The organism is Vibrio sp. MOR3, from assembly GCF_001557775.1.
Classification (GTDB): domain Bacteria; phylum Pseudomonadota; class Gammaproteobacteria; order Enterobacterales; family Vibrionaceae; genus Vibrio; species Vibrio jasicida.
Window position 1 is genome coordinate 17,333 of the sequence record NZ_LNRD01000006.1, and the last position, 22,223, is coordinate 39,555.

Sequence of the window (22,223 nt, forward strand, 5' to 3'; positions counted from 1 at the left end):
CGCGCTTTGGCTTTATGTCCGTTTAACCGTTAGACAGAATGTTATTATTGAGTAGAGATTCAACGATCTCATTCGAGCTGAGCCCATTGAAGTCAATCGCGTCACCTAAGTGCTCAACTACAATGGTCTGGTGCACATTCGTATCGGTGGTAATGTTCAACGATACCGCTTCTGTAGATGCGTCATAATCCGCTGAGATATGTCCTAACAGATCATCCATATCGATCATTGGGCTGTTCAGGTCAGAGATCACTTCACGTAAATCAATCATGTCTTCGTTCACCGTAAAGTCAGTGATGGTATCCACTGCCCCTTCATCAACCGAATCCACTGTCCACTTGAAGGTATCGCTGCCGTCACCACCAGTTAGGATATCTGAGCCTAGACCACCGATAAGCACATCATCACCATCGCCACCCACGATAAGGTCGTCACCTTCCCCACCGATTAAGTTAATGCCTGTGTCTCCACCAACTAGGTAGCTGTCGTCTGTTACACTTGACTGATCAATATCGTCGTTATCACCGCTCACATCCAAGCTAATTTGGACAGGTGCAGACTGGGCTTCATCACCATTAGATTCTGTTGATATCGCGGTAACAGAAATATCGTAAGAACCGGTATCAATACCACTGTTGGTGTCCGTCGCCACAATTTTTAGTGTATCAATTTCATCGCTTGGTACTGTCCAAGTGGTGCCATCGAAACTAATGCCTGATGGAGAAACTCCACTTGTCACCTCTGCACTAGCAGGTACACCCGTTAGTTCCAGTGAAAGTACCTCGTCAATGTCCGTCAATGCAGCCATAATACCCACAATTGCAAGGCCTTGACTGCTCGCGGTTTGGCTAGCAACAATTTGACGAATGTAGTTAAACTGAGGGTCGATACCTAACGTTGGCGCATCAGCCACTGGGGTCACATTGATAGTGAAATCTTGATTCGCCTCCAATGCTGTACCCGATGCATTTTCAAAGTACACACCGTTGTCTTCGACTTTAACCGATAAGGTGATTGAAGCAGCATCCACGTCTCCTGCATCCACAAAAACGCCCTCAGAAGCATCTGTCGCGCCAAGAACGGAGTTAATGTTATCTGGTGTACCCATTAGGATAATTTCACCAAACATACCCGCCCCTACAGTGACACCACTACCTGCCGGCGGCTCAACACGAACGTCACCTTCAGTCACCGCTAGCGTCACCGTCATGATTTCGTTCGCCTGTGCACCAGTGAAGTCGATGTCGCTTACACTAATACCAGTAATTTTCTGGCCATTGGCTTCGTTGATCGTATCCGTTACCGACGTTGCTGTGATTTCAGGTGCGTCATTGGTCGCTTCAACATTCAACACTGCTGTGCCAGCAATTGTGATTGGGTCTGGCGCACCGTTAGTGGTTCCGTCATCTGTGATTTCATAAGTGAAATTAACGTCGCCAAAGAAATCTGCAGCAGGTTCAAACGTCCATTCTGTCGCACTGACTTGCGTTAACATACCCGCCGAAGAGTCTGCCAAAGCAACATTACTAATGGTCAAATTGTCCGATTCAGGGTCGCTCGCATTACTCAGAAGTTCTGCCGCAGTAATCGTCACCGCGCTACCATCTTCTTCCGTACTGCTTAGCGTTACTTCAGATGTCACCGGAGAATCGTTCACCTCGGTAACTTCAAAGGTTGCCGTTCCTGACACTGTCTGAGGATCAAAAGCACCGTTCGTCGTACCGTCATCGGTAATGGTGTAAGTCAGGTTCACCGTGCCGTTGTAGCCCGGGGCTGGTGTAAATGACCATGTACCTGAGACGTTATCGAAATCCAATGTACCGCTACTTGGGTCGACCAATTGAACGCTACTCACTGTCAACGTGTCGTTCTCAATATCAGAGGCATTCGCCAACAAATCAGCTTGGGTAATCTCCACCGCCGCACTGTCTTCAGCAATATCAGAAAGTGTCACTTTAGACGTGGTTGGTGCATCGTTTACTTCCGTTACATTGAACGACGCGCTGCCATTAACCGATTTAGGATCGGATGCACCATCTGTCGTGCCATCATCTGTAATGGTGTACGTGATTTCAACTGGACCGTTATAATCTGGTGCTGGGGTAAACTCCCACTCACCAGTACCGCTGTTGAAAGTAATGCTGCCCGAACTTGGATCGGTTAACTGAACATTGCTAACAGTGAGGTTGTCGTTTTCTACGTCTGTCGCATTCGCGATAAGATCCGCTTCAGAGATAGAGAACACACCACTGTCTTCTGCAATATCCGGTAGCGTCACTGGCGTAGTTTCTGGGGTATCGTTCACCGCTGTCACTTCAATATTGAAGTTGCTGCTGTTGGTATTTAGGGTGTCATCTACCCCACCAATCACGATACCTTCATTGCCTTGGTCATCGACAGTCACGTCCACCTGAACGTCACCAAAGAAGTTCAGGTCCGGATTAAATTCAATCAAACCGTCTGCAATGGCATTGTTTAGATCGGCCACAGTGCCTTTCAGTTCAACGGAGTCCGTACCATCACCGCTCACGGTTAGGTTGTAAGTAGTGATAAGCGTTGGATTGAGCTCCAAGATACCGCTGTCTACATTAACATTGAGCACGTACTCAGCATTCGGATCATCTAGCACCGCATCAACGTCTGTAATGCTGAAGCCATTAAGCAGTAACGGAGTATCCTCTTGCGTTTCAACATCCACTGTATTAACAAACTCTGGGCGGTCGTTAACAGCTTCTACCTCGACTTTAACGTCGAACTCTTTCGGTGTGCCTAGGCTTTGGCTTCCATCTAAGCCAGTATCAACGGCCTGCACTTTAAACTCTAATGTGCCATTCCAAGAATTGTCGTTGCGATCGCCAGAGTTAAAGACCACTTTATCCAGATCTTGAGCATCAATCTCTAGAACGAACACACCGCCACCTAGGTCGGCAAATGCAGTGCCGTCGGTAAGTTCAATGCTTGCACCGTCTGGCACATTCGCGATTTCTACACGAAGTGTTTCTGGATCGTTCTCTTCATAATTCGCACCATCACCAATCGACTCTTGGTTATCAACCACAAGGGCATTGATATTGATTTCGATGTCTTCACCCTCATTACCTGAAACTAAGGTATCTGGGTTTACATCAACATCATCACCAATCGGATCAATGATCACTTTGAAGTTGCCAGTGTGTTCCGTAGGTACTTTAAGCAACTCTTCCTGTGTGAACGCTGTAATGCCAATATCAACTTCACCACTGAAGTTTTTCGGTGGTTGGATTTGAATTGAACTCAAATCAACAGATGTTTGTGTCAAATCATTCAGTTGAATACTCCACTCACCACCACCGTTGTTTTTCACCGTGTAATCAGGAGAGCTAGAAGTCACAATAAAGTCGGTCGGTAATCCAGTAAGCTTCAAGGAAACAAACTGCTCTGAACCATCATCATCATTTAGACTCACCGATACGCCGGAGCCTGACTGCGTCAATGAAATAAGGGTATCTTCATCGCCTGTGACAACGATAGGTTGAGAAGGATCTGTACCACTTATCGTAATGTCATCAACCACTGGTGTGATTTCAAACGACACGTTATCAGTGAAGGTGCGAACATCGGTATCGTCGCCAGGGTTAGCAAGCGTTGTTTGATCGATGATTGCTGTATCCGTGATCTCCCCTTCGATATTAATTTGAACGGTATTTTGACCGCCACCGACTGGGTAATTCTCTTTCGGCTTGAACAACACTTCATCCAATGCGCCCGCAGCAATTTCAGCAGCACTGAACTCGATACTTGTGCCTAATGGGTTGCCACTCGCGTCAACAAACTCACCTAACGTCGTGTCATCAAGCGTGAGCTTAATGTTGGTGAGCGTCTCTCTGCCCGCTTGCAAGTTATTTCGGTTATCAGCAAAGTCGACATTCAAGTTGAGCTGAATCAAGCCATCTTCGTAGCCAATACCATCGTTGGTTGGGACATCATTGTTAAGATCGTTCACTGGTTGCTTGTCAGCATCTAAGCCTAACGTACCAGTAATATCGACTGTCACATCTGGTGTCACATTGCTATCAAGAGGTTGATCACCCGAAGAACCTGGGACATCCGCAACTGGCAAGATCTGAACAGGTAGTGACTCTAGCGTAGTGTTTTCATCACCCGATTGAGTATCGGTGGTAACGAATAGAACTGGCAGCGTGAAATCACCAGCCCAGTCTTCGGCAACACGTAGGGTCAAACCATCGAGGCCAGTAATGTTGCCACTCGCATCAATCGAAGCTTGGAACACGTATTTGCCGTCAACGAAGTCAACATCAGTGCCACCAATAACTAGGCCTGGAGGTACACCAGGTGATGAAGGGTCAATAACAAGCGTTAGGACATCTTCTACGCCATCGGCATTAATGGTGGTGACTTTAGATGACAATTGCGTACCCAAATCAACAATATTGTCTTCACTGCCATCAATTTGAACCGTGTTATCAAGGTCAATTTCAGCTGCAACGCTGGTTTGAGGCGTGATGTCTGTTGGGAACTCAAGTGTGATGTCAGTTTGACGTTGAACTGTTGCGTCCTCTTCGACCGTATCTTCACCCAAGTCGTTCACTTGTGCGTAGATGGTTAAGCCAATTGAAGAAATACCGTTGTTATCGCCGTCGTCGGTGTCATCATTAGGTGTAAGATCCAAACCTGCTGGCGCAATAATCGAGAAGTTATCTTCATCAGTGATCGTCCAGCGACCACCACCTTCATTCGATGCACCAACAATGACTAGCTGATTCAAGATTTCTGGGTCAGTAATACTGAATTGAACCACCAATTGAGTCACGACTTCATCAGAAGAATCATCAAACTCCCGATATTTGATGATGTTAGCACCAGCTTGGCCACCAGCACTGGTGTTAATCGTGAAATCGATATGGCCTTGAGCGTCGGCACGAACCACATCTGTCGTTGTACCACCAGACTCTTCAACCAGAAGGCGAGTTTGATCAGCAACATCACCTGTTAAGTTCTCTGGTTCAACAACCGGATTCACTTGAACATTGACTGTACCGTTGATCACGGTAGATGCGATGCCCTCACCCGGATTGCCTGAGTCGACATACTCTGCATCAATTTCTTTCACCGTCACCTGTGTACTCAAGCTAAAGTCAGTACTTGAGTCCTGTTCAAGCTGAACTTGAATATAGCCATCTTGAGTGATTCTGGCAGAGAAGTCTTGCTCTGACTCGTTAGTTCCCGGAGTGAGCGTGATGCTGCCACCTGTCACGGTTTGCGCGACACCGTCAACATAAACAGTACTGCCATTTGGGAAGCCGCTGATTGTTAGGCCAGCAAAGAATTCGTCCGCATCCGGGCTTTGCGTTGCTGTCGGCTCCCAATCAATATTAATGCGCGTGTCTTCATTGCCTTCAGAGCTAACGACATAGTTGTCTTGAGCATCAATCACAGGGGCAACTTTAACGCGGATTTCACCTGTTACCTCACGCGTATGACCATCGTTCTCAGTCACGATAGTGGTTGCTGTGATGGTAATATTTTCTGTCGACGACGCTTCAGGTCGAATAACGATGCCCGAGTTGACGTTAGCATTGGTAATGTTTGCTTCGTAAATCGGTTGGCCTGCTCCATCGTATCCAACAAACGTCAAGTCGATAGAGGCACCATCGTTATCAAACAGTTCTACACCATCAGGGATATTTGACAGAAGCACTGTGATCGACTCTGAACTATCAGCAGGGTTATCTTTCAGCTCTCCAGATACCACACTAAAGGCCAAGCCAACTTCTCCATTTTCGTCGATTTCCGCTTCGATACCACGAACGGTACCATCGTCAAAAATATTCCAAATGCCGGTTTTATCATTCAGCTCGATGTCTGGGATATCCGCTACACCTTTCACCGCGACAATCACCGATTGCGTACCCAAAGAACGAATATCTTGAGCGGTGCCCGTTGATAGAGAGGCGTTGTCTTTCACAATACCCTCTACGTCAAACGTGAAGTCTTCGTTACTGTGTAACGGAGGAAGCACTTCAACATTAGCAAGGCTTGATTCTGGAATTTCGTAGTAAAGAACATTACCGCCACTGTCTGTAACTGTATTGATTTGGCTTGGATTTGCGGTATCAAGCCAAACTAACGTCACACCATCAATGGAGAAATTGTCTATGCGTACAAACAGCTCTTCTGACCCATCTATATCCGCAGAAGGTGTCATCTTAATCACTTCGCTCAGTTGCAGTGGATCATGATCAGTCACTGGATCTACGGTGTCTTGAGTGCGAGCATTGTCCTCGAAGATATTAATTCGGTGAACCGTGAAGCTACCTTCATCCGCAATAGGATTCACGTCTATAACAATTTCTTCTGTATCAGAACGCGCTGTTTCTTTACCGGTTAACGGATTCGTTCCTTCGGTTGTGATGGCAGTGACATCGAGCTTGATTTGACCCGAGAAGTGCTCCGAAGGATCGACTTCAACCTCATTGATACGGCTTGCGTCAACAAGGTATTTGCCACCCGCTTCTGGAATAGGTGTACCATCTGAGTAAACCAACGTCGCATTATCTCCACCCTCGGTAAAGACGAGCTCGTATACGATGGACTCTGGGTTGCTGATATCTTGCGTGTTCGCCTCAATGTCTAACTCAACATTGTTGCCATCTTCATCAACGGTGTAATCGAAGGTGCTGCTAGCGTTCCACGTTGCAATATCTGCAACCGCATCAACTTCAATATCCAAGCGACCATTAATCGTATGGTCTGGCGTACCGTTGTTAAGAATTTCCACACGGATACGAGGATCGATACCAGATGCACCGGTTGATGAATGGCGATCTGGCACAAAGTACAAGTTATCTAGCGAGACAAGCTCACCGTTGAATGACTGCTCGACATTTGATGCATCAAGAACAACCGTATTACCGACAGGCGTTAATTCAATGTAGTTACCGCTACCGTCTCGATAATAGAATGTACCATTGTGCGTGTTCGCATCACGAATGGTGATATCGCCTAAACTTTCCGTACGGTCAATATCGTGCAAGTTAACGACAAGATCGACTTTCGCCGGTGTTACATCCAAGGTCGATAGGTTATCTTGCGTATTCGCCGAATCCACACCAGCAACAACACCGCCACGGCCTTGATCCTCAAAGGCTGTAACGGTAGATGTATCAATTTGCGCGTTACGGTCGGTGATTGAGATATCAACATCTGCATCACTAGTATCACCGTCACCATCGGTTGCAACAACGTTGATGGTGAAATCAATAGAATCTGTTTCTGTATGGTCAAGATCGTCATTCGGGCGGAAAGACACGCGGCCGTCAGTTCGAACAATCAAACGACCGATTTCGGTATCCACTCCGTCAAGAACTTTGTGAACGAACACAACTTGGTTGCTACCGTTCAAATCAACAGAATCCGAGTCAACACCGTTTTGCTTGAAGTAAATGCCTGAATCATCAGCCGAGAATGACGTCACTTGCGCGCCGTCAGCACCAAGATCATCATCGCCCTCTACAGGGTCTCGGAATAAGCGAACCGTGCGGTTTCCTTGTCCCTCAACACGTGAAATAGACGCATCGTACAAGGTTGGAACATCATCAGTAATTGTCACTGGTAAGTTAATACCGGCCGTATCACCATCGACATCAGTCGCGAAGACAGGGAGATCGAGTATAAGTGTATCTTCGCCTTGGGTTGAGTGGTCTAATGCACCCTCAAGCGTAAACTTGTAAGAGCCGTCAGCGTTCAAAACTAGCGTGAACACTGAGTTACCATCCGGTGTTTGACCTTGATAAGTAAAGTTGTTGTTGCTTACCGCGGTTTGAACTAACGTTACCGCGAGGCCACCTGAAGTGACTCCTGAGATTGGGTCAGAAGTAAGATCCAGCTGGTAAGAGACAACCGTATCTGCCCCTTCTACCGTATCGAAATTGCCCGTTGCTTCTAGGCTGTCTTTGTTGGTTGCCTGAGATCCATTCGCGAGGTCATCCTCGTCAACAGCCAAAGCATCTGCTGATGTGATTTCAGGAATATCATCAACAATGGTGATTGGAAGGTTCAGTGATGATGACGTGTCACCATCAAAATCTGTAACTGTAATTGGAATATCAATGACAAGGTTGTTTTCACCTTGAACAGCGTCATGGTCGATCGGTCCCAACAGTTCAAATTGGTAGCTGTCATTATTCGCATCAAGAGACAGCGTGAAGATCTTGTTTGAGGTGCCCGTAATCACTGCTTCGTAACTGGTTACACCACCAACCGAGCTCACCACATTCAACTCGATACTACTACCGTTCGAAGTTAAGCCAGACACAACGGCATCGAGGTCAGAAACTTGGTAGCTGACAATCTCATCTGCACCATCAACGACTTCAAATCCACCAGTCAATACCGTTGAATCGCTACTTGTCGTGTCTGAGCCACCAGCAAGGTCATCTTCATCAACGGTTTGTTGGCTAGAGTCTGTCACTTTCACAATCGCTGGAACATCGTCCACCACGGTGATCGGCAAGGTGATGTTATTGGACACATCGCCGTCAAAATCGGTCGCGTTGACAGGGAAGTTGATGACTAACGAGTTTTCATCGTTACCCGCAGGATGATCAAGTGCACCCAACAGTTCAAATTCATAACTGTCTGCTGAACCATTTAGTGTCAGTTTAAAGACGGTGTCCGTCGTACCTTGTACATAAGCTCGGTACTCAATCACACCATTTGAATTTGAAAACTCAACCAACTCAATCGGTTGACCACCTGAGGTAAGTCCAGAAACAGGCGACGTTAAGCTATCCAACTGGAAGCTAACGATAGAGTCGGCACCATCAGTAACGTCAAAGTTGCCACCAATGATATTGGATTCTGGCGTGTCGTCCGAACCTTGGCTTGGAATATCATCCTCATCCACAGACAAGGTACTACCAGAGCTAATAGCATCAATGGTTGGTTTGTCATCTACGATCGTCACTGGCAAGGTCGCAGTGATGGTATCGTTGTCGCCATCTGTAATCTTCACAGGTAGATTCAACAAAATCTCATCAGAGTTAACCGCGTGATCTAACTGACCAGATAACTCAAAGTCGTATTTACCATCTTGATGAAGTGTCAACGTGAAGACCGTCACTCCACCCGGAGTGTGTCCCACGTATACAAGCGCGTCAGCAGTTGAAGCGCCAACGTCTTGAGAAAGTGTTACCTCTTCTCCACCCGATTTCAGGTTCGGGATAGGATTTGAGCTTAGATCCAATTCGAAAGCATCAATACCATCTGCGCTAGTGACTTCGAACTCACCTGATACCGTTAATGGCTCTTTCGTTCCATCAGAACCAAGAGGTAAGTCATCTTCGTCGACACGTAGACTTTCAATATTGGTAACAACTGGGACATCGTCCACAACGGTAATTGGCAATGTGAAGGCTGGTGAAGTATCACCATCATTATCTGTCGCCGTCACAGGGAGGTTAATAACAATCTCGTTTTGCTGATTACCATCTGGATGATCAAGCGGCTTCTGTAAATCGAACTCGTAGGTGTTGTTCGTTGCATCCAACGTCAGTTCGAACACCACTTCAGCAGGATTGCCAGCGACACCTTGGTATACGTTCACGCCATTTGCGCTAGAAGACAGAACTAAGGTGATAGCGTCACCATCTGAAGTCAGTGACGCAACAGGCGTGGTCAGGTCACTCAGCTGAATAGAAGCAACTTGGTCAGCACCTTCGGTGATATCAAAAGTACCTGAAATAACAGTATCTTCTGCACTTGCAGCATCTGTACCTGCTGGTAGGTCATCTTCATCAACGGTTTGTTCGCTGCCTGCTAGCAAACCATCAATGGTCGGAACATCATCCACAACCGTAATTGGTAAGGTGATGTTGTTCGACACGTCTCCATCAAAGTCAGTCGCGTTTATCGGTAAATTGATGACCAGTTCATTTTGGCCATCAGCATTTGGATGATCGAGAGGAGCAAGCAAATCGAACGTGTAGCTGTCATCAGAGGCATCGAGGGTCACACGGAATACCGGTGTCGTCGTGCCATCAATACGAGCTTCGTAAACTGAAACGCCACCTGCGTTTGATACTTCAACCATAACCAGAGATTGACCACCAGAGGTCAGGCCTTGTACTGGCGTTGTTAGGTCAGAAACGCCGTACTCCACAATGCCATCAGAGCCATCAGTCGCGATGAAGTTACCTGCAATGCTGTTCGACTGCGTACCATCAGATCCGACTGTTGGGATATCGTCCTCGTCAACCGTTTGCACACTTGTTGCTTCGATGCCACCAAGTGTCGGTTTGTCATCAATGATCTTGACAGGAATTGTCTCAGCAGACGTGTCGCCATCAAAGTCTGTCGCGATGATTGGGAAGTTGAGCGTTAACTCATCACTATCAACAGCATGATCGATTGGGCCTTCAAGCGTGAAGTTATAAGAGCCATCAGTGTTCACTGTCAGCGTAAAGACTGCTTCAGTACCCGCTGTCGCCTCGTAAGTAAAGCTGCCATCACCATTTGCGGTTTCAGTCAATGTAACGGCCACGCCTTGTGATGTGAGTCCTGCAACTGGTGTTGCAGAAGCATCAAGCTGATAGCTCACTACTCGGTCAGAGCCTTGTGTGGTGGTGAAGTTGCCATCGATTGAAATCGGGCCAGTTTGATCTGAACCAATCGTGCCTAAGTCATCTTCATCAACGGTAATCGCATCGACATCGGTAATAGTCGGCTTATCATCCACGATGGTGACTGGGATCGTTTCTGTGGTTGTATCACCATCAAAATCCGTCGCGATGATTGGGAAGTTCAGCGTCAGCCCATCACTGTCTGTCGCATGGTCAATTGGCCCCTGAAGCGTGAAGTTGTATGAACCATCCGTATTAACGGTCAGCGTGAAGACAGCATCGGTTCCCGCAGTTGCTTCGTAAGTGTAGCTACCATCACCGTTTGCAGTTTCCGTCAGCGTCACAGCCACACCTTGTGATGTTAGACCATTAACTGGCGTTGCAGCAGCATCTAATTGGTAGCTTACTACCCCATCAGAGCCTTGCGTTGTAGTAAAGTTGCCATCGATTGAAATTGGATCTGAGCCGTCAGAGCCAATCGTCGCTAAGTCATCTTCATCCACACGGATCGCGTCTACGTCGGTGATGGTTGGTTTATCGTCAATGATGGTGACAGGCAATGTTTCTGTTGAGGTATCGCCATCAAAATCTGTTGCGATAATCGGGAAGTCGATTTGTAGGCTGTCGCTATTCACCGCATGGTCTAGTGGGCCCTGCAGAGTAAAGGTGTAGCTGCCGTCTGGCTTCACCACCAATTCAAACACGGCATTGCCATCTGCTGTGGCAGTGTAAGTAAAGCTGCCATCGCCGTTAGCAGCTTCAGCAAGCACGACAGGCTCACCTTGAGAGGTTAATCCTGCTACTGGGTCTGCCGTTGCATCAAGCTGGTATTTAACAACGCTGTCCGAGCCTTCAGTTGTACTGAAAGAACCCGACATGAACGCATCATCGTTTTGGTCTGAGCCAATTGAGGCGAGATCATCTTCGTCCACCGTGAGTGGAACAACGTTGTCAATGGTTGGAACGTCATCAGTAATCGTGACTGGAATGGTCGCGGTCGTCGTATCGCCATCAAAGTCTGTTGCAATGATTGGGAAGTTCAGAACTAATTCATCGCTGTTTAACGCGTGATCGACCGGCCCTTCCAGACGGAAGTTGTATGTGCCATCAGCATTCACGTTCATGGTGAAGACAGGATTGCCATCCGCGGTAGCCACGTAAGTAAAGCTGCCATCGACATTCGCAGTCTCTACCAAAGTAACAGGCTCACCTTGGGAGGTTAATCCCGAAACAGGATCAGAAGTTGAATCAAGTTGGTAGCTCACCACTCGGTCTGAGCCTTGAGTAGTAGTGAACACGCCTTCAACAAACACAGCGTCAGTTTGGTCTGAGCCAATGCCTGATAAATCATCTTCATCCACAGCCAGAGGCACAACATTATCGATGATTGGCGCATCATCCGTGATCGTGACTGGAATGGTCGCCGAAGTCGTATCACCATCAAAGTCGGTGGCAATAATTGGGAAATCAATCGTCAGGCTGTCGCTGTTGGCGGCATGGTCAATCGGGCCTTGCAGCGTAAAGTCGTACGTACCATCTGTTGCGACATTCAACGTGAAGACAGGATTGCCGTCAGCGGTGGCCACATAGGTAAAACTGCCGTCACCATTCGCGGTTTCCACCAAGGTAATCGCCTCACCTTGAGATGTCAGCCCCGCAACAGGATCTGCTGTTGAATCCAGTTGGTAGCTCACCACTCGGTCAGAGCCTTGTGTGGTCGTAAACGCGCCTTCAACGAACAGATCGCCGCCTGGGTCTGAGCCCACACCGCTAAGGTCGTCTTCATCGACACTCAACGCATCCACCGCTGTAATGGTCGGTACATCATCAACAATCGTGACTGGAATGGTTTCAGTAACGGTGTCGCCATCAAAGTCGGTTGCGATAATTGGGAAGTTAAGTGTCAACTCGTCACTATCAACAGCGTGATCAATTGGCCCTTCTAGCGTGAAGTTATAAGAGCCATCAGTATCTACTGTCAGAGTAAATACTGAGTTGCCACCCGCAGTCGCTTCATAAGTGAAGCTACCATCACCATTTGCGGTTTCTGTCAGTGTGACCGCCACACCTTGCGATGTTAAACCGTCAACTGGTGTTGATGAACCATCTAACTGGTAGCTCACCACTCGGTCTGAACCTTGTGTAGTGGTGAAGTTACCATCAATAGAAATTGGATTGCTTTGGTCTGAACCGATTGACGCTAGGTCATCTTCATCAACCGTAATGGCATCTACGTCAGTAATAACTGGCTTATCGTCCACGATGGTGACCGGGATAGTGGCATTTGTGGTGTCACCATCAAAGTCGGTCGCGATGATTGGGAAGTTGAGCGTCAACTCGTCGCTATCAACAGCATGATCGATTGGGCCTTCAAGCGTGAAGTTATAAGAGCCATCAGTGTTCACTGTCAGTGTAAAGACCGACTCGGTGCCTGCTGTTGCTTGATAGGTAAAGCTGCCATCGCCGTTTGCGGTTTCAGTTAGCGTGACTGCCACGCCTTGTGATGTGAGTCCAACCACTGGTGTTGCAGAAGCATCGAGCTGATAGCTCACTACTCGGTCCGAGCCTTGTGTGGTGGTGAAGTTGCCATCGATTGAAATCGGGCCAGTCTGATCTGAGCCAATCGTACCTAAGTCATCTTCATCAACGGTAATCGCATCAACATCGGTAATGGTCGGTTTATCATCCACGATGGTGACTGGGATCGTTTCTGTGGTGGTATCACCATCAAAATCCGTTGCGATGATTGGGAAGTTCAGTGTCAGCTCATCACTGTCTGTCGCATGGTCGATTGGACCTTGCAGCGTGAAGTTGTATGAACCATCCGTATTAACGGTCAGCGTAAATACTGCTTCAGTTCCTGCTGTCGCTTCATAAGTGTAGCTACCGTCGCCGTTTGCGGTTTCAGCCAGCGTGACGGCCACACCTTGTGATGTTAGACCATCAACTGGCGTTGCAGCAGTATCTAATTGGTAGCTTACTACCCCATCAGAACCTTGCGTTGTAGTGAAGTTGCCATCGATTGAAATTGGATCTGAGCCGTCAGAGCCAATCGTCGCTAAGTCATCTTCATCCACACGGATTGCGTCTACGTCAGTGATGGTTGGTTTATCATCAACGATGGTGACAGGTAGTGTTTCTGTCGACGTGTCGCCATCAAAGTCTGTTGCGATAATCGGGAAGTCGATTTGCAGGCTGTCGCTATTCACCGCATGGTCTAGTGGGCCCTGCAGAGTAAAGGTGTAGCTGCCGTCTGGCTTCACCACCAATTCAAATACGTCATTGCCATTTGCTGTGGCAGTGTAAGTAAAGCTGCCATCACCATTTGTTGTCTCAGCAAGCACGACAGGCTCACCATGAGAGGTCAACCCTGCTACTGGATCTGCAGTTGCATCAAGCTGGTATTTAACAACACTGTCCGAGCCTTCAGTTGTGCTGAAAGAACCCGACATGAACGCATCATCGTTTTGGTCTGAACCTATTGAGGCGAGATCATCTTCGTCCACCGTGAGTGGAACAACGTTGTCAATGGTTGGAACGTCATCAGTAATAGTGACTGGAATGGTCGCGGTTGTCGTATCGCCATCAAAATCTGTAGCAATGATTGGGAAGTTCAGTACTAGCTCATCGCTGTTTAACGCGTGATCAACTGAGCCTTCTAGACGGAAGTTGTATGTACCGTCAGCATTCACATTCATGGTGAAGACAGGATTGCCATCCGCGGTAGCCACGTAAGTGAAGCTGCCATCGGCATTCGCAGTCTCTACCAAAGTAACAGGCTCACCTTGGGAGGTTAGCCCCGAAACAGGATCAGAAGTTGAATCAAGTTGGTAGCTCACCACACGGTCTGAACCTTGAGTGGTCGTGAACGCGCCTTCAACATAAACAGCGTCAGTTTGGTCTGAGCCAATACCTGATAAATCATCTTCGTCTACAGCCAGAGGCACAACATTATCGATGATTGGTGCATCATCCGTAATGGTGACTGGAATGGTTGCCGAAATCGTATCACCATCGAAATCGGTGGCAATAATTGGGAAATCAATCGTCAGGCTATCGCTGTTGGCGGCATGGTCAATCGGGCCTTGCAGCGTAAAGTCGTACGTACCATCTGTTGCTACGTTTAACGTGAAAACAGGATTGCCATCTGCGGTCGCCACATAGGTAAAGCTGCCGTCACCATTGGCGGTTTCCACCAAGATAATCGCCTCACCTTGAGACGTTAGCCCCGCAACAGGATCAGCGGTTGAATCCAGTTGATAGCTCACCACTCGGTCAGAGCCTTGGGTAGTGGTAAACGCACCTTCAACGAACAGATCGCCGCCTGGGTCTGAACCCACGCCGCTAAGGTCATCTTCATCGACACTCAACGCATCCACCGCTGTGATGGTAGGCACATCATCAACAATCGTGACTGGAATAGTTTCAGTGACAGTGTCGCCATCAAAGTCGGTTGCAATAATTGGGAAATTCAGTGTCAGCTCGTCACTATCAACCGCGTGATCAATTGGCCCTTCAAGCGTGAAGTTGTATGAGCCATCAGTATTCACTGTCAAAGTCAATACAGGGTTGCCACCCGCTGTCGCTTCATAAGTGAAACTACCATCACCATTTGCGGTTTCTGTTAGCGTTACCGCTACACCCTGCGATGTTAAACCGTCAACTGGTGTTGATGTGCCATCGAGTTGGTAGCTCACCACTCGGTCTGAACCTTGTGTGGTGGTGAAGTTACCATCAATAGAAATTGGATTGCTTTGGTCTGAACCGATTGACGCTAGGTCATCTTCATCAACCGTAATGGCGTCGACGTCAGTAATCACTGGCTTATCGTCCACGATCGTCACAGGGATCGTGGCATTTGTGGTGTCGCCATCAAAGTCGGTCGCGATGATTGGGAAGTTCAGTGTCAACTCATCGCTATCTACTGCGTGGTCGATTGGCCCTTCAAGCGTGAAGTTATAAGAGCCATCAGTATTCACTATCAGCGTAAAGACCGCTTCACTACCCGCTGTTGCTTTATAGGTAAAGCTGCCATCACCATTTGCAGTTTCCGTCAATGTGACTGCCACGCCTTGTGATGTAAGGCCAGCCACTGGTGTTGCAGAAGCGTCAAGCTGATAACTCACCACTCGGTCCGAGCCTTGTGTGGTGGTGAAGTTGCCATCAATTGAAATCGGGTCAGTCTGATCTGAGCCAATCGTACCTAAATCATCTTCATCAACGGTAATCGCATCGACATCGGTAATGGTCGGCTTATCATCCACGATGGTAACGGGCAGTACGATTTGGCTTGTGTCACCATCGAAATCGGTAGCAATGACGCTAAAATCAAGGGTTAAGCTGTCGCTATTTGCCGCATGGTCGATTGGACCTTGCAGCTCAAAACTGTACGAGCCGTCGGTATTCAAAATTAATGTGAAAACTGCACTGCCATTTGCCGTTGCGCTGTAGGTGTAACTGCCGTCTGCATTTTGCGTTTCGGCAATGGAGACGGTTTGCCCTTGAGATTGCAGGCCATTTAAAGGATCAGCATTTACATCCAACTGATACTGTACGACGCCATCAGAGCCCTGAGTCGTCGTGAACTGACCTTCAACCAGCGTTGGCTGTGATTGGTCAGAGCCTACCGAACTTAAGTCATCTTCATCGACGGTAAGAGCAACAACGTTGTTAATGGTTGGCACATCATCAGTAATGGTTACCGGTAGAACAAGTGAACTGGTGTCACCGTCAAAGTCCGTTGCGACAATAGTGAAGTCTAGCGTTAAGCTATCGCTACCCACAGCATGATCGATTGGACCTTCAAGGGTAAATGAATAAGAACCGTCAGGGTTCACTTGTAAGGTGAAGATAGCGTCCCCTTCTGCCGTTGCAGAATAGGTAAAGCTGCCATCTGAGTTGGTTGTTTCCGTCAGAGAGATAGATCGACCCTGTGATTCCAACCCATTGAGTGGATCAGTGCCGCTCTCTAATTGATAACTTACAACACGGTCTGAGCCCTGAGTCGTCGTGAAGCTGCCTTGCGCGAGCACAGAGTCGCTTTGATCGGAGCCGATGCTTGATAGATCATCTTCATCGACGGCTAGTGCATCAACGCCATCAATCGTAGGAACGTCATCTTGAACTTGAATGACAATTTGCGCCGCTTCTGGTGTGTTCGAACCTTCGGTAATCGAGGAGCGGTCGCCATCTGCATCTACCGCGTAAACTGGCAGTGAGAAAGTAAGCGAGTCATCGTTAGCACCCGTATGATCGAGTTGTTCATACAAGTTGAATTGGTATTCGCCCAATGTAGGCGCATCAATCGCCACATCAAATACGGTGATACGCACGCCATCCAGCTCGATGAAGCCTTCGTAAGTGCGCACGCCGTTACTCTCGGACGCAAGTTCCAGTTGAACAACCTGCCCTTGAGATTGGAGTTCTCCACCAACATTAAACTCTGTAGGTTCCAACTCATAGTGATCAATGATGTCACTTCCGACCGCTGTCGTGATCGACCCAGTACCACTTGTTACTACCGCGCCTTCCTGTGAACCTTGGTCAACCCCCGCCTCGTCTAAAGACAATCCCGTCACGTTTTCAATCACTGGATTATCGCCATCAAGGATGGTCATCGTAAAGGTGTTGCTTGCCGTATCTTGGTCAAAGTCGACGATTGTGGTTGGCAAAGAGAGCTCAATCGTATCTTCACCGTTTGTTTGTTCTAACGGCTTAAATTGCTCAAATTGGTAGGTACCATCAGTATTCAAACTGATGGTTAAGACGGTTTCATTCGAGCCCGCAATGGACAAGATGATAGTACTGCCGTCTTCAGAGAGTACCGCTTCTGTTGCCTGATTATCACTCAGTAGGCCATCGAACTGACTAAGTCCTTCTTGATTAAACGTGACCGTTGCCAATTGATCACTACCAATATCAACAAAGGTGCCAGTAATTGGTGTAGAAGAAGATTCAACGTTTTCAAAAGTAACGTTTTGCGGCGCAGGGTCATCACCATCAATAACGGTTGTCGTAAAATCGATAGGCGCTTGAATGCTGTTCCCACCAATATCTGCGCCAGTAATATCAAAAGCAATATTGATTTGATCACCGACGATCGATACTTGGCCATCAGCAACAGACGCAATATGGTCAATACCCTGGCTAATCGTGGTAACGACCTCTAACTCTAAATCACGGCCTAGAGATGTCGCTTCGATCTCGATACGAAGCACTTCGTTACCTTCTTGAGTACCGATAATGGCATTTTGCGCTTCGTCATAAACGAACGCTACTGGCTGACCACCAGAGGTAATATCACTGTTAAGCTCACTTAACAAAGACTCTAAAGAAGACGTTTCAGGTACAAATGAAGTAGTATCAAGTGCGAGATCCCCTGCTTCAACCAGCACACTAGACGAAATGGTTTGCGGGTAGCTTGATAGAGAAATTGAGCCTTCTGTTACTTGAGAAGAAAGAGACTGACCGCCGTCAGCAAAAATGGTGATGTCGAGGCCATCAATATCATCGTCGGTTTCGGTATCACCGCTTGGAGCCGATGTCTCGAAGAAGGTTGATGCGAGTACTTCAGGATTGTTGTACTCAATGGTAACAAAGCCCGCATTCGCAGAACCGGAACCACCACCTCCGCCAGGGCCTGCAGCGGTTGCTTCTAAAATGGCGGTAGGGTCGGCACCTTCCAAAATGGCTTGTTGAATCGCAGCCACGTCTTCTGCACCAAACTCAGCGTTTGCCGCTGCCGTTGGGTCAACATTGACTTGTCCGTCAACAGGCGCTTGAACGACCGCTTCCGTCGGTACAGCTTCAGGTGTCGGCGCTGGAATGCACGCCACACAATTTTCGTCCACTAAATAGAGAGAACCTTCCGCTAACACTTCAATTGAAGCGCCGTTTTCAGTGATAATGACATCACCCGGAACCAGTGTATCTCCAACGTTAACCGCTCTGACCTTCCCCTCAAGGTCTAAAGCGTAAACATCCCCTTCGACAGCGTCTACAATGACGGCTTGCGGCACAGCTTGTGTACTCATCTGACCCCCGCTAAATGGTTAACGTCTTTACGTTAGACCTTTATAAATTATTTTAGTTTATCGGAATGTGATTCACATTTTCTCATACGCTGATTTAACTAACTATTGAGTCAATAAACAATCATATTTTGCACTTTCGTTAATCAGTCGAAACGAAATCAGGATATAGTCACAATTATGTGACACCTTAACTAAGGTAAAACCCCAACCAAGCATATGAAAATAATAGCTTATTAATCAAAGTTTAGTTAGTTTGCATGAAAACTAGAAATTGAATCAGCTTAATGACTGAGAACAAGGCCGCCGGTGCCAATCAAAAGCGGTAGAAAAGCGAACAAAATGTCAAAACTAGAAGAACGCTTGGCGAGCCTGATCAGTAAGGGAGAAGAGAAGAACATGACCATCAAGTATTGGATTGCATAGTCAGAAGGAATCACAAGCAACATGACAACGTGCGTCATAATATGAATAACCACGCCCCACGAATGAGGTTTGGTACGCATCATCAAAGCAAGTGAATACAGAAAACTAATAGCAACAGGCATAACTCAATTCTTTAATTAATAATGATTCTCATTTTCAATATTATGTCATTGTTGTCATTGCTTCAACTTTGTTTTGTCTATCATTTGAATCGTTATTATCAATCAACATAATAAGTAAAATTATCAACAATTTCTTTCCTAAACGTTTGCGTAATCGCTAACCTTCTCTTAACCTTGATTTGAGGCTTTCATCACGATTTTTCCATTGCTATAGTTCACCCATCAGAACAAACAAGACCATTCGAGGCATGGAGCTTCCTCGCTAATCTCAAGATGAGAAGAATAGGTACCGAAAACATTCGGCAGATTTAAGAGGGTCAAATAATGGAGATGAATATGGTTGAGATTTTAGGTTACGCGGCATCAATCATGGTTGCTATTTCGCTGACTATGAAAGACATCGTTAAACTACGTATCCTAAACTTCATCGGCTGTGCACTGTTCACTGCATACGGTCTAATGATTGATGCGTGGCCTGTTGTGCTAACAAATGGTTTTATTGCATGTGTTAACGTGTACTTCCTTGCTAAAATGCAGCAGGAAAAAAAAAGCCTAGCGCCTGAAGAAGCCTAGTAGAAATGATTTTAGAAAGCCCGTAAGTGTTACGCTTACGGGCTTTTTCGTTTGTTTCTTTTGATCCGCTCGTGCACTTTCGTTATCGTATCCAGTTCAACTCTAGAGTTTCACGACGCGAAAACATTTCTACATGAACCGACACAACGCCCTTCACTTTTTCTAATGACTCTTCAGAGTCCGCCTCACAAGTTATCAGTAAACGCTCCCCCTCTAACTTGAACTCCGTATTTCCAACAGGAAATGTCACCAAACCTTTTTCATCATTCCAAGTCGCCGGCACTTTACGTGCGAAGTGGCGACACAAAGTCACGAGATATTTCGCCGCATGCTCGCTTTCAATTACAGTGGTTTCTTTGATCAATTTCAGTCCCTCGTCCCTTTCATAAAAAAGGCTCTCGTACGAGAGCCAAACATCTAAGGTTGTTGTTATTGCCCTTAGAGTTAGAATTGATAAGCGGCAGACAACTTGTAGTTACGCCCTGGTTCGTAATCGTCTAACGTAATCCCCCTTGCTGTGCCCGAGCGAGAGGCGTGAGACGTGTAAAGCTCATCAAATACGTTATCAATACCAAAGGTGACCGATAGCCCGTCAACGTTAGAAGGCACCCATTGTGCGTACAAGTTGTGAACATCGTAACTGTCTTTCTTCGGTTGGCCGTCAAACACATTGTCTTCCTCAAGCACAAACATTGAGTTCCAACCAAAGATGGTTTCTAACGAATCCGATTGGTAATCCAGCGTTAAAGCGATACTGTCACCCATGTCAATACTACGGCCATTGCCTCCCGCTACTGGGCCGCCCGTATCTTTATTCTTTGTATCCGACTTTGAGTAAGACAGCTTGCTGCCGAAGCTTTCGTAACCATAGAAAGCACTCGCTTCAAAACCTTTGATCTCGACATCACCTTCATTATAAATAAGGTATGTTTGAGTCGCTCCTTGATACGCTTCTGCAATGTAGTCATCAATATCGGTTTGGAACACGGTTAGGTTTGCGCCAAATGTGTGTTCATCTACCGCCTTATTGAAACGAACACCACCTTGGGTGTTGAGTCCCGTTTCTGGTTTCAAACCATCTTGTAGATAAGCCACATCTTGGTAAGCAATAAAGGTTTCCATTAGTTCTGGACCTTTAAAGAGCGAACGAGAACTTGCAAACAGTGTCCAGTCTTGTGTTACTGCCCACTCTGCCGCTAGTGCCCATGTCACTTTGTCGTAATCGTTGTTAGCTGTTTCTGCTTTGCGTTGGTAGTCGTCAAATCGTAGGCCGGCCGTGATCGAAAGCGCATCCGAGATAAAGAATTGATCTTCGACGAACAGAGCTGTAGAAACCGCAGATTCGTCCATGAACTTGTTGCTGCCATAGTAACTTTCAGAAGTCTTATCCATGTAATCAAGGCCGTAAGTCGCGCGATGATCAATATTCCCCAGACTTAGCAATGATTGGAATTTTGCGCTTAAGCCAAAGTTCTGGTTTTTCGCGGTATTTTTCGATAAACGGTTTGCCGGCCAACGCGGCGCCATGACAGATTCATCACGAACGATTTCGGTTTCAGTGTTGTATAACGTGACGTCTCCTTGGTGTTGCTCACCACGAAGCTCATAACTTAATGTGACCGTGTCACGATCATAATCGGTAGGAATTAGAAGCTCACTAGACAAGCCATTATTGGCATCACCAGACATATCAGGGCGAGGGTTGTAATCACCACTGTCACGATACATATCGTATGAGATTTCTAGTCGGTGGATATCACCAAACTCATAGCCGAGCTTACCTAAGATGTTGTAAACATCTCCTTCCGCACCAAAGGTTTTATTGCCATCACCATCTTTAAAGTCATCACGTGTTACGTAGTGACCATAGACCATCGCGTCCACGTTTTCAGACAGCAACCCATAAAGCGTTAGAGAACCTTGTTGGTTATCGTTAGACGCATAACCGCCGTATACGCGAGCACCAAAGTTTTCATCGTAACGCAGCAGATCACGAGCATCTTTAGTCTCAAAGTACACTGAACCACCAAGACCGCTTTGGGTAACTGAGTTATTACCCACTTGGATATCTGCTGACTTTAGAATGTCTGGGTTGAGTGTAAGGTTCCCAATATGGTGGAACATGTTGGCATGCTGAGAGGCGCCGTCTAAACGGATATCAAGATCGGTTTCACCAAGACCACGAATGGTGATACGTTGATTGACAGAATGTGTACCGCCCACGTCAACGCCGGGAATATCACGAAGCAAATCAGACATGTGGTCAGCTTGTTTGAGCGACATATCGTCGGCAAACATTGATTCGGTGTTACTAGATACCTTCGTACCCCATACCACTACCTCTTCGAAGTGAGAATCTTGATCTTGGGCTAAAGCGGGATGAGCAAGTGCCACCACGACTGCTAGGCATAGGCTTGAAAGCTTAATTGATGAGCTAACTGGGCTTTCCATAA

General features: G+C 47.0%; 5 protein-coding genes. 1 reads left to right on the forward strand and 4 read right to left on the reverse strand.

Annotated elements, in window-relative coordinates; genetic code table 11:
• Positions 1-22: 22 nt before the first annotated feature.
• Both ATB76_RS13495 and ATB76_RS13500 read right to left on the reverse strand, forming a co-directional pair.
• Complete coding sequence (locus ATB76_RS13495) at positions 23-18,652, reverse strand: retention module-containing protein (RefSeq protein ID WP_061035463.1); 18,630 nt, start codon at positions 18,650-18,652, stop codon at positions 23-25.
• A gap of 281 nt (positions 18,653-18,933) precedes the next feature.
• Positions 18,934-19,197 carry a hypothetical protein gene (locus ATB76_RS13500; RefSeq protein ID WP_038867962.1) on the reverse strand — a complete coding sequence of 88 codons (264 nt, stop codon included), beginning with the start codon at positions 19,195-19,197 and terminating at the stop codon, positions 18,934-18,936.
• A gap of 324 nt (positions 19,198-19,521) precedes the next feature.
• Here ATB76_RS13500 and ATB76_RS13505 point away from each other — a divergent pair, with 324 nt between their 5' ends.
• Complete coding sequence (locus ATB76_RS13505; protein WP_038867963.1) at positions 19,522-19,770, forward strand: YgjV family protein; 249 nt, start codon at positions 19,522-19,524, stop codon at positions 19,768-19,770.
• 82 nt (positions 19,771-19,852) lie between these two features.
• Here the strand turns inward: ATB76_RS13505 and ATB76_RS13510 are convergent, their stop codons facing one another.
• Both ATB76_RS13510 and ATB76_RS13515 read right to left on the reverse strand, forming a co-directional pair.
• Positions 19,853-20,134 carry a DUF2218 domain-containing protein gene (locus ATB76_RS13510; protein ID WP_038867965.1) on the reverse strand — a complete coding sequence of 94 codons (282 nt, stop codon included), beginning with the start codon at positions 20,132-20,134 and terminating at the stop codon, positions 19,853-19,855.
• Between the two features lie 80 nt (positions 20,135-20,214).
• Positions 20,215-22,221, reverse strand: a complete 2,007-nt coding sequence (locus ATB76_RS13515; RefSeq protein ID WP_061035464.1) for a TonB-dependent siderophore receptor — start codon at positions 22,219-22,221, stop codon at positions 20,215-20,217.
• Positions 22,222-22,223: the final 2 nt, after the last annotated feature.

Bases quoted from the DNA above. Each gene is read 5' to 3' on its own strand.
- ATB76_RS13500 (WP_038867962.1), bottom strand. From the start codon at position 19,197: ATGCCTGTTGCTATTAGTTTTCTGTATTCACTTGCTTTGATGATGCGT.
- ATB76_RS13505 (WP_038867963.1), top strand. From the start codon at position 19,522: ATGGAGATGAATATGGTTGAGATTTTAGGTTACGCGGCATCAATCATG.
- ATB76_RS13515 (WP_061035464.1), bottom strand. From the start codon at position 22,221: ATGGAAAGCCCAGTTAGCTCATCAATTAAGCTTTCAAGCCTATGCCTA.
- ATB76_RS13495 (WP_061035463.1), bottom strand. From the start codon at position 18,652: ATGAGTACACAAGCTGTGCCGCAAGCCGTCATTGTAGACGCTGTCGAA.